The sequence below is a fragment of the Sulfurimonas sp. genome (genome assembly GCF_019429335.1).
Lineage (GTDB): Bacteria > Campylobacterota > Campylobacteria > Campylobacterales > Sulfurimonadaceae > Sulfurimonas.
This window is the reverse complement of sequence record NZ_JAHYJB010000024.1, coordinates 15,956-28,627: the sequence shown is the minus strand read 5'-3', so window position 1 is coordinate 28,627 and position 12,672 is coordinate 15,956. Positions and strand designations below refer to the sequence as shown.

Genomic DNA, 12,672 nt, shown 5'->3' with positions numbered 1-12,672 from the left:
GTCATAAGCAACGGCATCAACTCCTCTAAATCTAACTCTAATTTTTTCCCTTTGAATTCCATCTCTATGATTCCTTTTATTTTTATCATAGCTGATTTGGAATTTACAGAAATTATTTTACACTACCGCTTTCTCTTATAGGATTGGTCATCTACATTAACGGGGAGCTAAAAGGGTTTACCGTAGGGGAGAAAATCAGCAAAGATACAGCTACCGTTATTATAGAAAAAACTGATTTTGAGGTTCTGGGATGTGCGCAGTTTATCTTTAGAGAGTTTTCTAAGCTGCTAAAAGAGCACTACGGAGTTGCATATATCAACGTCGGTGATGATATGGGGTTTGAGAATCTTAAAAAAGTGAAGATGTCGTATCGTCCTTTTAAACTGGTTCCAAAATATACGATTTATCAAAAATAATGATAAAAAAAGCTTCACATAGCGATGTAAAAAGGCTTTATGAGCTTGAGAAAAAACTTTTTTCAAAAGAGAATTTTCCGCTCTCCTACGGCTCTCTCTGGTACCATGTAAAAAATAACATGTTATATCTCTTTGAGATTGATGGAAGTGTTGCAGGTTATCTGCTTATTCTTGTTAAACGAAGAGATGCAAAGCTCTACTCAATAGGAGTTGATAAAACGCATCGAGGCAAAAAAATAGCTAATGAGCTTTTGTCCTTTGCAACAAAAGAGCTCTCTTCAATGGGTTTTAATAAACTTCTGCTTGAAGTCCGCACAGATAATGAGAAAGCAATATCGCTCTATAAAAAAAGCGGATTTGAGATAAAAAAAACTATAAAAGAGTTTTACGGTGACGGATGCGATGCATCTCTTATGCAGATGGATATAAAAAAATAAAAGAGAGGAGTTAATGTGAAACCATCACCGCAAGAGCTAATCCAACAGCTCCGTGAAATTGATGCAAATTCTCATCCTTATGACATTGCAGAGCTTCTGCTTGATCTGCGCGATTATGATGAAAAAACTTACCTAGAGGAGCTTGCAAAAATCCCGCAAGAGCTCCAAGCTCAGGTGATGATTGAGCTTCCTCGCCATTGTCACGAGGAGATAGTTGAGCACTTTAGTGCAGACGAACTTGCAGGATTGACAAACACACTTGACACTGACGATGCCGCAGAACTTATCCGAAATATTGAAGATGTAGACGAGGATATCGCAGAGGAGGTTCTTCAGAGTCTGCCGCACAAAGACAGGCAAAATCTCGAAGCTCTAATCTCTTACGAAGAGAATGAGGCTGGTGCATATATGCAGACCGAGCTATTCTCGGCTTTTATAGATGAGCAGGTCGGAGAGTCTATTCTCAGGCTAAAACGTCTAAAGGCGCAAAAAGAGCTAGACAGCGTCTATCAGGTCTATGTTATTACGAGAGAAAATGACTTTTTGGGCTCCATACCTCTTGAAGACCTCATTTTGCTCGGGCCAAACGTAAGCTACAGCAAACTTGTGCAAGAGAGCATAAATACTGTTTGTGTCAACGCACTTGATGATATCCACGACGTTGTAGAGGTAGCGTCAAATTACGACATGGGCGTTATTCCAGTTGTAGATATTAGTGGCAAGCTTCTTGGGCGCATCACCTCTGATGACATATACGACATTATCGAAGATCGAGCAACAGGACAACTCTATAATCTTGCCGGCGTTAACGATGAAGCGGAGCAGGAGGAGAGCCTTTTTCACATAGGAAAGCACCGTGCATTTTGGCTTGGCATAAATCTCTTTACGGCGATTGTCGCTTCTGCGGTTATAGGGCTTTTTGATGCTACGCTCCAATCACTCGTAGCACTTGCTATTCTTATGCCTATAGTCGCTTCAATGGGTGGAAATGCGGGAACACAGACGCTGACGGTTACGGTAAGACAGATGGCTCTTGGCGAAATCAACACGAAAGATGCAAAGAGGACTATAAAAAAAGAGGTTTATCTCTCGCTTATAAACGGTATGATATTTGCCGTTGTTATGGGAGTGATAGCATGGGCTTGGTTCTCCATTCCTATGCTTGGAGTTGTTATCGCGGCTTCAATGGTTATAAACCTTATCTCTGCAGGTTTTTTCGGCTCGCTTATACCGCTGGTTTTGCAAAAAGCAGATATAGACCCCGCAGTAGGCTCTTCGGTGCTTTTGACAACCTTTACGGATATTGTGGGCTTTTTTAGTTTTTTAGGATTGGCAACAATAATTTTGTTATAGTATAAAGAAAAGGGAGGTTATAGGATATGAAAAAAGTATTATTGGTTTTTTTATTTTCGCTGCTCTTTGAAAGCTTTTTGTTTGCAGATAGCCAAGAGAGCGAGAGTGCAGTAGTCTTTATGTATCACCGTTTTGGCGAAACTAAATATCCCTCCACAGACATCAGACTAGAGCAGTTTGAGAAGCATCTTGAGTATCTCTCACAAAACGACTATGTGGTCTGGCCTCTCTCGAAGATTGTAAGATATATTTTAGAGAAAAAAAGCTACCTAAAAAAAACAGTCGCACTTACCATTGATGATGCATATAAAAGCATATATAAGGAGGCATTTGTTAGGCTTAAAAAACTGAACTTCCATTTTACGGTTTTTGTAAACACGATGCCTATAGACAACGGCTCAAAAAGTTATATGAGCTGGGAGCAGATGAGAGAGATGAGCGTCTTTGGAGCTGAGTTTGCAAACCACTCAATAAGCCATGATTATCTTATTCCAAGAGAGGGCGAGGATAAAGAAGCATGGCAGAGCAGAATAGGGCGTGAGATAGAGATTGCCCAGAAGAGACTTCAAGAAGAGCTTGGAGCAGAAGCAAACCAAAACCCAAAACTATTTTCCTATCCGTTTGGAGAGTATAGCGCTGAGACTGCAGAGTTTATTCAAGACCTAGGCTATATAGGCGTTACGCAGACATCAGGCGCAATTAATGGACATAGTAATACTAAAACGCTACCACGTTTTGCTATGTCTGAATCTTTTGGGGATATGGATGGTTTTTTATTAAAACTAAACACTCTGCCGCTTCCAATAGAATTCCTTTCAACCCTTGAACCACTTGTTGGCAATGAAAATCCGCCGCAACTTATCATAAAGCTTAAATATCCGATAAAAAACGTAGGGTGTTATCTCTCAAACGGCGATGCTATACCCGTTAAATGGATATCCGAGAGAGAGTTTAGCGTTAAGGCAGAAAACAGGCTTAAAAGCCCAAGAGAGAGATATACATGTACTGCAAAAGCAAACGATGAAAAATGGTACTGGTATAGTAATTTGTGGATAATAAAGTAGGTTATTTGATTGTGTTTAAATGGATTGGTTGCGGAAATAGGATTTGAACCTATGACCTTCGGGTTATGAGCCGTCTTTGATAACATTTTCTATAATCCTTAAAGAACAAAAACAATCCGTAAACTACCATAAAAAAGGGCTTTGCGGTAAATTGCAATTTTTCCTATATTCCGTTAGAATTACAATAATATTTATTGTGGGTTGGAAATAGGTTGGAAAAAAATGTCAAGAAAAAGAACTAAATTTACAGGTGTTTATTATCGCGAAACCACTACGAACGATAAACCTGATAAGACGTATTATATCACATTCAAAAATAGTAAAAATAAAATGCAAGAGTTGAAGATAGGAAAATTCAGCGAGGGCATAAGAGAACAGTATTGTAATTTGAAACGAAATGAGATTTTAACAAAACTTAGACTTGGCGAAGAGGTACATTTAAAGCATAGACAAAAAGATAAAGTTTTTTTGGATGATATTGCAAATGAGTACTTCAACACAAGACCAGACAGCGAGAGTAAAAACAAAGATGTCTCTTCATATAAAAAACATCTTCTCTCATATTTTGAAAATAGTGATTTAAACACTATTAATAAAAAAGATATACAACTCTTTAAAAAAGAAAAACTAGAGACCCCGCTTGCTCCAAAGACAGTTAATAATATTTTGGCACTTCTCGGTACTATTATAAAATTTGGTATCAATGAAGAGCTGCTTACAAATGATATTTCAAAGTTTATAAAAAAAGATACCGTGGATAACGATAGAGAGAGATTTTTAACAGTGCAAGAGATTAAAAAGTTATACAAAGCTGTTGAGGATGATAATAGATTGTATCTGTTTTGCAAATTGTCTCTAACTACAGGTGCAAGACTTGCATCAACTATGAATATAAGAAAAAACGACATAGATTTTACGCACAAGATACTCACGCTGAAAGACTTCAAAAATAATACTACATATAAAGCATTTTTAAAAGATGATGTATTAGGGCTTTTAAGGGATTATACGGCAGATATAGAACACGCCGAAAAACTGTTTGATGTGAACTCGACTACAATACAAAAACCTTTGAGAGAGATACTAAATAGACTTTTCAATAAAAAATTAAACTCAAGTGATAGAAAAAATAGAGTTGTAATCCACACGCTTAGACATACGTTTGCTTCTCGCTTGGCAATAAATGGTACTCCTATATTTACTATTCAAAAGCTCATGAACCACAAAGATATAAAAATGACTCTGAGATATGCAAAACTGGCAGATAATAGTGGTAGGAATGAAGTTGATAACTTGGAATTTTAAAATAAGATATAATTTGTTTTTTATATTAACCGGGGAAATATGACAGAGCTGAGAGAAAAGGTTTGTGTTCACGTAGACCTATCTTTGAAGAATACACAATATAATGAAGAGCTATGCTTTGCAGTTCCTCCAAAAACGGTTAAAAGACTGTTTCAAATTCTACATCTAAATATAGAAGATTATACATGTGTTATAAAAAAGACAAATCAAAATACAAGGAACGAAAAAAATGATACCTTACAATCCAGATTTTCTCGATAATGTCACTGTTTTTACAGAAGAGGAAAAAGCATTGCTTGATGCACTTAATGACAAGGTATCTCTCTTAAAGTTTCTTGCTAATAAGAGCTATGTAGATAAGTTTGGTATGGATTTTATACATACTTCTGCAAAGATTGAGGGGAACACTTATGACAAAAACGATACGCTCACTTTGCTTGAGTATGGGAGAACGGCAGGCGGGAAAAGATATAGCGATGCAAAGATGATACTCAATATGCGTGATGCGTATGAGCTGTTCATCAAAGAAGATTTAGCAGTGAGCAAAAACACACTCAAAGATTTGCATTATATCCTAGCCGATGAAATGGTTGCAGACAGTGAAAGAGCTATGCCAAGAAACGAAGAGGTAACAATCAAAGGATGCGAATATATACCACTCGCCACAGCTGAAAAACTTGATGATGAGCTGAACTATATGTTTGATAAGTACGCAACAATAGAAAATGCTTTTGATAAAGCAATTTACTTGCATTGCAATTTGGCTTATCTGCAATACTTCAAAGATTGTAACAAGAGAACGGCACGGATGATGTTGAATGTTTCTCTCAAACAAGAGGGTAAAATGCTCTATATTCCAAACGAGGAAAGAGTATCTGAATATTTAGGTGCGATTGTAGCTTACTACGAAAATGGCAGTTATGATAAATTCAAAACCTACTTCATCAAAGAATACCAAGAGACAGTAGATGCCATATTGTTCGTTGAGAACTCAAAGAAGCAAGAACAAAACAGACCGTTGAGAAAAAGATGACTAAATGATAGTGCCATATGTTTCTGAACTTATGCATTTTAATTTTAAATTTAATAGTCCATCAAATGGATTCTAAAGCCTTTTAAATCATCGTTCTTGACTGCTTTGTTATATGCTTCTTTTATTATGCCGACGGTCACATCATCGATGCCGTATAGCTCCATAGTGGTATTACGTGCCAAAAAGAATTTGTAATCTAACCCTATCTCATATTCATCTATATCTTCGCCATCTTTCATTTGAGATTTTTTATAATTCTTATACGATTCAAAATCTCTTACGCCAGCCTTTATTATTTCTTCGTCTTCTTTGCGTATAAGCTCATTAAGCTCTCTGCGGGTATCTTCTGAAAAAAGTCCACCGCCTTGTTTCTCTGGTTTTTTTTGACCAAAAATCTCATCATATATACCCAGTTCACGACACTTAGACGCAATTGCTTTAATATAATTCTTTTTTTTCCACTGACTTATAGCTGGTTGTGAAGTATCTATACGTTGTGCCAATTCACTAATGGTAAAAACATCATAGCGATTCATCATCCTGTCAATTAAAATTTCAGCTTCATTTTTCAAGTATAATCCTTTATAATCATATAATAATCTATATATAATCAAATAATAATCAAATTTAGCTTTATTTAAGTTATAAAGCATTATGATTACATTATATCAATTATATAAAGGTTATAAATCAATGAGTAGTATAACACAAATTATCGAAGAGATAAATAAAATCAATCCAAAGTTTAAGCAACTACTTGCTTTATCCCAATCGCAAACAGCAGCCGCAATCGGAGTGAGCTGTTCAACGTTAGAAAGCTGGAGGCGTGAAGGGATAGGACCGTCGTATAAAAAGCAAAACAACGGCAAGCGAGCTCGCGTTCTATACCCAAAACAAGCAATAGCGGAATGGCTAGCAGATACTGTTAAAACGGCGTGAAAAATTGATATAGAGGTACAAACATGAATAAATTAATACCAAACTCTTTTCAGATTCCGAATTCAATCGTGGATGACTTTATCAAGTTATTAAATTGTAATGATTTAAAAATATATTTGATAATTGTTCGCAAAACTAAAGGATGGAATAAAGAATTTGACGGTATTTCAATCTCTCAATTTATTCAATTTAGTGGGATTTCAAGCCACAACACAATCAGAAAATCACTCAAAAATTTAGAAAAACTTAAGCTTATAAAAGAGGTTAAAAGAGATGGTAAATTTAGCCTTTTTTGCTTGGACGACCCCTACCAAAATTTGACTATGTCAAATAATGACACGGTAGGTATGATTGAGGATGTACCCCTACCAAAAATTGACACACACCCCTACCAAAATTTGACAATACAAAAAGACAATAACAAAGAAGAAGAAGAAAGAAGAAAGAAATTCTTTGAAGATTTTTATAAATGGTTACCAAAATCAAACATAAAAAACGAAAAGTTTTACAAAAAATCTATCAAACAAAACTTACTCAAAGGAGATGTAAAAACGGTTGAAAATTTTGAGGAATTTATGAGTGAAAAAAGTGAGACACAAAAAGACAATATTGTTAATCAAATTGCAAATCAACAGTTTGAACTTTTACTTGTTTACCTCTCTGACAAAACTCCTAACGAGACTCTTAAATCACAAAATACCCAAGAGTACAAAAAAATTTTTGAGAAAAATACATGTGAGTTTATAAACTCTAAAAACGGGTTGGTTGAACTTTCAAGTTCTCTTGAAAATAAAAACTATCACAAACATCTAAAAATGGAGTTACAAAAGTTTTTTTTAAACTAAATCTTCAATAAAGCCCTATTTTTAGAGCTTTGTCGAGGGTTTTATACCTCGTGTTCAATTTACTTATCCGCCACCTCTCCGCGATTGGAGGTTGCGCAAAGCGCAGTAATGCGTCTTTGATGTTAATAATAATCAAAATAATAAGGCTAGAGCGCACTTTCTCTATATAGCCTTAGCCAAAGTATGGCTTGACGGGTTTTGATAGTTTTAAGTGCCTTTACGTGACGATTTTCAATTAATCGTTACTTTTTACTACTTTTTTAAAAAAGGAAAAACAAAAATGAAAACAGTAATTTTATATTTTTTAGTAGCCCTCAACCTGCTTTTAGTGCTTGGTTTAGGTTATGTAACGCGTGAGGCTAACCTCATATTTTCGGAAAATTTGAGAGGTTTAGAAAAAAAAGTACACGCTTGGAGCCCTCTAAAATACGAGGATTCGGACATCATAGAGCTTGATTTAAACAAGATTGAAGAGTTAAAAAAATCAGGAGTTTTACAATGAGTAAGCATATCGCAAAAATAAATCGAGTGCCATATTTACTATGGTTCAATGTGTTGACCGTGGTCTCGGTCGATTGGCAACGTGGTTGGATTTGGAACGATTTCGGGACAAAATCAAAAATCCAAAAAGTTAATAAGTGGTTAGTTTTTTTGATGAAGTACTTGCCTTTGCTCTTGCTTCTCTTGATTGGGGGCAATGCCCCACAAGACGCGCTAGAAGTGGCTCTTTTTGCGCTTGGGGCAATTATAGCATATTCAAGTATATGGGTGTTTACTGAAAAGCCAGATTGGTTTAAATTGTACGTCGTTGCCCTCTGTTTTGGGGGCTTGTGGTTGCTAACGCAATCAGAAATCAAAGAGATTGGGTTTTGGATTGACCGCACTCTGCTTTTCGCGACCGAGGCTCTTATTTTGGGCTTTGTTGTGCACGAAATAGTGACGGGCAAGTGGGACAAATATTACATGCTAAAACACGTCAGCAGCGACATTACACTCAAAAGTGAGTGCAAGTCAAAACCGCTTTTAAAGATTGCAGGCAAAGAACTCTTAAATGTCAGAACAGGCGTCGACTACATTAAGACTGTCCGTGTGGCGGGCTTCTATGCAATGATTGAGGACGAGATAGTCGAGGAGGAGAGAGAAAATGAAGAGGATAATTATTAGCTTTCTTTTGCTTATTGGTACTCTTTTTGGAGATACCAACACTAGCAAAATTCAAAACAAATACCTAGCAGAAAAGCAGCCAGAATTCAGTAATAAATTCGCATGCCCAGCGGTAAAAGAGGGCTATTTTACGCGCATCTATTCGGTTGATTATTGGTCGGGGACTACAACTTGTTACGTGTACGACTATAAGGGCGTAGTCGATAAGGTTCAACTTGCAAATCCGCTGCTCATGGGAAAAATGCAAGAGAGCCTTAAAAAAATTAAAGATGATGCAATCATCCCAAAGCCTAAAGACAACGGCGTGGATAGATATAAATCGATAAAAAATATCCGAGAAAACTATCTACAAAACTACACGAGCGATTCGGGGGGATACCTCAATCTTCCCTCATTTTTAATTGCAGGCTTGACGCTTGATAACAAGGTTGTAGATATCCCTTTGACCGTTTCGACAAACACGATTAAGCTTCAAAACGGTTACAGTTTGTATCCCAATTCTTACATCAACTATAATGTAGAGAACGAGTCTCATAACCTATTTATGAGCACTATGTACAGACTAGGTAATGGGATCGCCGACATAATAGGAATTGATGCACAGTTTGGAGCAAAAACTTATCAAAAATTGGCAGAAGAGGAAGTGAGTATTTTTAGCTCAACTAAGGAAATGCTTACAAACGTCATTATATTTGTGATTCAATTTGTTGAGCGTTACAACGTAACAATGCTAGAAATAAAGACGTTCCTACTCTTCACAATTGTCCCGATTACCACGCTCTTTTTGGTCACCTCAAAAGCCACTAAAAAGCTCTCAAAAAAGGTGCAGGATAAAGAGGATGTGTGGGAAAGAGCTGTTGTATCTGGCATTGCTTTATTCTGTTTCTATTTTACAACGAATACCGTCAAAATCGACGATGAGAGCACTATCAATCAAGTGAATTATCAGTCCTGGTATCGTGAAATATTAAGAAGCGGTTCGGGGTTCGCAGATGATGTTTCAGAGGCGGCACTTGATGCTTTTATTCTTTATAAAACGCGTGATGTCGGAATTGTCGGCGAAAACACAAAACGAGACCTCGTGATTCAGAAGAAAATGCTAGAAGAGGAAAGTCAGTTTTTATCTACAAGCTTGGAGAATGGGTGTTATGATTCTTACAATTTGGAAGAAGTGCGAAATTATGTAAATTTTCACACTTCTCTGAATTTGCCGTTTCCACCCAGCGAGACGACAACTGGAGCTAGTGGAAATGCTTTTAATTGGTACACTGAAAATTTTGTAAAAAATGGAATAAATCCATCTATCGCAATTTCAGGATGCGCGGTTTTGTATAAAAAAGAAAAACAAAATAAAAAGCTTTTAAAAGAAGTTGATAAGAAGATGTGGGAGGTCGCCGATGCGACAAATGACAGAACAATCAATAAACAGATGGAGCACTTAACAAAAATGCAATATCGTAACTTCGGAGAGCTTGGTTGGATAGCGGCTCCCATGATAGCGACTACAGACGCAGTGATGAAACAGCTTGACCATATTAACAATCAAGCTGAAAAGCTCAATAGAGAAGCCATATCAAGAGACAGAGAGCTCGCGGGAGCTACGCCAGAGAGTAACGCAATGGTACCCTCAAGTCTTGACGATGACCTGCTGAAAAACGTTCCATACGTGCTGATTCCAGGATTCAGCTCAATCAAAAACGAAATATCAGGATTTTTTCAAAAAATCCCATCTCTACCAGATAGTGGATTCTTTAAGATTTTTGCCAAATTTCAGAGCCTCGGGCTTGATATAGTAGCTTATTTTTGGACGCTCTCGATTATCAAGTTCGGCGTAGCGATGTTCCCGTTCGTGATGCTTTTAACAGCTTCACTTTTAGTTATCGGTTTTTGGGCAATTAGCATTCTCTTGTATTACATGGTTACACCGTTTTTGGTCGCTTTTGCGCTTGCGGCAAACCAAACAGAGCTTATCAAGAGGTTCTTAAAAACAGGCGTTATCCTTGCTTTTAAGCCTCTTATGCTCGCTATTTCAATCGTCATAGCAATTTTTGCAGTCGAGTTTTTGGGCAATTTGAATTCCCTTTTGATTGATTGGAACTTCGACAATCTCAAGTTTCTCTTTACAAAAATTGATACTGAATTAATGTATTTGATGATTCTAAAAGAGCTTCTGCATATCATAAATAGCATCGTAATCGCATTTTTAGCGTTCTACCTTGTGTTTAACGGCAGTGACATGATTTTAAATCTGATAGGTCTTAAAGATGTGAGTGTTGATGTTCAGGGCTCGCTCGGCGATAAGATTGATAGCAAATCTGCTAAGTATTCAACATGAGAGGAGTGACAAGTGCCTTATAAAATCAAAGACAGCAAAAAACTAGAGAGATATTTTAACTCTCTGGTTCGGAAATATGATAGTTTTGAGCAAAAAAGCGTATTGACATACGATGATGCCGAGAAAATAGAGGAGCTTGAGAGCATGATAAATAAGCTCTCTGGCTTTTTTCAAATTAAAAACAAAAAGGAAATAAAAACATGTCAAACAACGTAAATGATATTACACGCGGTGCGGTAGCGGTTCTAATCGCTCAAATACAACAAAAAGAGGAAGAGGGTTTAACAGTCCCTCAAGCCGCTCAAGTCTTAGGTGTAAGCGTTTCTCAACTAAATCTTATGAGAAAAAACAATCAAGACCCTCAATTTTACAAAGAGGACGGCAAAATCTTATATTCGCCCTCAAGCATACGAGAGTTTATCCAAGCAAGCACAAAAAAGAGCAAGCATGCTAGATAAAGATACGAAAAAAACGATTGAAGAGCTTACGATTGCGGTCGAAATGGTTGAAAGAGCGACATCAGTGTTTCAAGAGGTAAACGAAAAGCTAGACTATCTCCCAAAAGCTCAAGAAGAGTTAGTGGGATTTAGAAAAGAGCTTCAAAATCTCAAAAACGACACGGCGACAGAGCTTAAGAAACAGATAAACACGGCAGAGTTAGAGAAAATCTCTTTGCAGGCAGTCAAAACGCTTGACTACCTCGCAGACGAGACAATACCCGCACTTCAAAAAGCCGCGGAGGAGCAGAAAAGAGCAAGGCGTAGTTCAGGGTTTAAAAACATTTTAATCGGGCTAGTGATAGGCGGCGCGGCGACATTTGGTTATATGTCGCACTTCCTCTTTAAAATGGAAAAGAACCTTACACCGTTTGTAGTTCAATACTACGAAGATGTAAACCAAAAAATCATCGGAATACCAAACACAATGTTTCATAAGCAGGATACGAATCATGCTTATTTCAAAATTAACAAAAACAAAAACACAAAACAGAAAGGTTCAAAATGAAAAAGAATATCGTATTAGTATCGACAAAGGGCGGTGTAGGCAAAACGACAATAGGTTGGCACTTAATGCCTTATTTCTTAAAAGACAGAGAGTTTGAGCTTATAGAGATTGACAACAATAACAAAACGGTAAAAACATTCTCTAGCTCTTCTTTGCTAGAAAATAGAATGAGCAGCTTTGACATATCCGCGGGTACTGAAAAGTTAGAAGAGGTTGTAATCAACAATATGATGGATGATACTAAAATCAATGTCATTGACAGCGGCGGCGGAGATGATACAAAAGCAGTGTTAAACATGATTGAAAAGCTTAAAATGATTGATGAAACACTGTTTATCATTCCGTTCATGCCAGACTATGCACAAATTGAAAATTTGATTGATACTTATAAGCTTGTTCAAAATTATCAATTTATAGTTCTAGTCAATAACATTAATTTGAAAGATGATGATGACATGCTTTTTGTAAACGGCGATGCAGACCTTGAAATACCAGATTTTAGGAAAATGTTTAAAAACAAGTTTTACATTGTTCCAAAATCAAAATATTTCTCGTTCGCAGCGGCAAAGCACAAAGAGACTCTTTTTGATTTTGCAAAGATAGCTTTTGAGATGGACCAGAAAACAGCGATAAATCTAGTCAAAGAGCAAACGGACGGGAACAGAGATGCAATGCTCAATATATTACGAAAGTACAAAGAAGCGGACAACACAAAAGACTATCTTGAAAGCCACGAAATAGCAGAGTTAAAAAACTTTTTCGATAAGGCGGTGTGA

Annotated in this window: 15 protein-coding genes and 1 pseudogene; 15 read left to right on the top strand and 1 reads right to left on the bottom strand. The window is 36.8% G+C overall.

Going from position 1 to position 12,672, the window contains the following annotated elements; translation table 11 throughout:
- Nucleotides 1–128: 128 nt before the first annotated feature.
- The 6 genes and pseudogenes from K0A91_RS08180 to K0A91_RS08155 form a co-directional block, all read left to right on the top strand.
- Nucleotides 129–416: pseudogene (locus tag K0A91_RS08180) on the top strand (phosphatidylglycerol lysyltransferase domain-containing protein); the annotation flags it as partial.
- A complete protein-coding gene (gene rimI / locus K0A91_RS08175) occupies nt 416–853 on the top strand; it encodes a ribosomal protein S18-alanine N-acetyltransferase (RefSeq protein ID WP_295009696.1) in 438 nt (145 codons plus the stop codon). The pseudogene K0A91_RS08180 and the gene rimI, both read left to right, overlap by 1 nt.
- A gap of 15 nt (nt 854–868) precedes the next feature.
- On the top strand, nt 869–2,206 hold the full coding sequence (gene mgtE / locus K0A91_RS08170; RefSeq protein WP_295009695.1) for a magnesium transporter: 1,338 nt from the start codon (nt 869–871) through the stop codon (nt 2,204–2,206).
- A gap of 26 nt (nt 2,207–2,232) precedes the next feature.
- Complete coding sequence (locus tag K0A91_RS08165) at nt 2,233–3,270, top strand: polysaccharide deacetylase family protein (RefSeq protein ID WP_295009694.1); 1,038 nt, start codon at nt 2,233–2,235, stop codon at nt 3,268–3,270.
- 222 nt (nt 3,271–3,492) lie between these two features.
- Nucleotides 3,493–4,575, top strand: a complete 1,083-nt coding sequence (locus K0A91_RS08160) for a site-specific integrase (protein ID WP_295009693.1) — start codon at nt 3,493–3,495, stop codon at nt 4,573–4,575.
- Between the two features lie 229 nt (nt 4,576–4,804).
- Complete coding sequence (locus K0A91_RS08155; RefSeq protein WP_295009692.1) at nt 4,805–5,608, top strand: Fic family protein; 804 nt, start codon at nt 4,805–4,807, stop codon at nt 5,606–5,608.
- A gap of 50 nt (nt 5,609–5,658) precedes the next feature.
- On the opposite strand, the gene K0A91_RS08150 is transcribed toward K0A91_RS08155, so the two are convergent.
- Nucleotides 5,659–6,180, bottom strand: coding sequence for a hypothetical protein (locus K0A91_RS08150; RefSeq protein ID WP_295009691.1), 522 nt, complete (start codon nt 6,178–6,180; stop codon nt 5,659–5,661).
- Nucleotides 6,181–6,301: 121 nt separating this feature from the next.
- Between K0A91_RS08150 and K0A91_RS08145 the strand changes: the two genes are divergently transcribed.
- From K0A91_RS08145 to K0A91_RS08105, 9 genes are all read left to right on the top strand, one after another.
- Entirely contained in the window at nt 6,302–6,547 is a 246-nt protein-coding gene (locus K0A91_RS08145; RefSeq protein WP_295009690.1) for a helix-turn-helix domain-containing protein, read from the top strand.
- 23 nt (nt 6,548–6,570) lie between these two features.
- The gene (locus tag K0A91_RS08140) at nt 6,571–7,392 is read left to right on the top strand and encodes a replication protein (protein ID WP_295009689.1); all 822 of its coding nucleotides are present in this window, start codon (nt 6,571–6,573) and stop codon (nt 7,390–7,392) included.
- Between the two features lie 280 nt (nt 7,393–7,672).
- Nucleotides 7,673–7,894 (top strand): hypothetical protein, encoded by a 222-nt coding sequence (locus K0A91_RS08135; RefSeq protein WP_295009688.1) that lies wholly within the window; start codon nt 7,673–7,675, stop codon nt 7,892–7,894.
- Entirely contained in the window at nt 7,891–8,556 is a 666-nt protein-coding gene (locus K0A91_RS08130) for a hypothetical protein (RefSeq protein ID WP_295009687.1), read from the top strand. Before K0A91_RS08135 ends, K0A91_RS08130 begins: the two co-directional genes overlap by 4 nt.
- Nucleotides 8,537–10,891, top strand: a complete 2,355-nt coding sequence (locus K0A91_RS08125) for a hypothetical protein (protein ID WP_295009686.1) — start codon at nt 8,537–8,539, stop codon at nt 10,889–10,891. Before K0A91_RS08130 ends, K0A91_RS08125 begins: the two co-directional genes overlap by 20 nt.
- Nucleotides 10,892–10,903: 12 nt before the next feature.
- Complete coding sequence (locus tag K0A91_RS08120; protein ID WP_295009685.1) at nt 10,904–11,107, top strand: hypothetical protein; 204 nt, start codon at nt 10,904–10,906, stop codon at nt 11,105–11,107.
- Nucleotides 11,092–11,349 (top strand): helix-turn-helix domain-containing protein, encoded by a 258-nt coding sequence (locus K0A91_RS08115; protein WP_295009684.1) that lies wholly within the window; start codon nt 11,092–11,094, stop codon nt 11,347–11,349. Before K0A91_RS08120 ends, K0A91_RS08115 begins: the two co-directional genes overlap by 16 nt.
- Entirely contained in the window at nt 11,339–11,896 is a 558-nt protein-coding gene (locus K0A91_RS08110; RefSeq protein WP_295009683.1) for a hypothetical protein, read from the top strand. The genes K0A91_RS08115 and K0A91_RS08110 overlap by 11 nt, the downstream gene beginning before the upstream one ends.
- Complete coding sequence (locus tag K0A91_RS08105) at nt 11,893–12,672, top strand: hypothetical protein (protein ID WP_295009682.1); 780 nt, start codon at nt 11,893–11,895, stop codon at nt 12,670–12,672. Before K0A91_RS08110 ends, K0A91_RS08105 begins: the two co-directional genes overlap by 4 nt.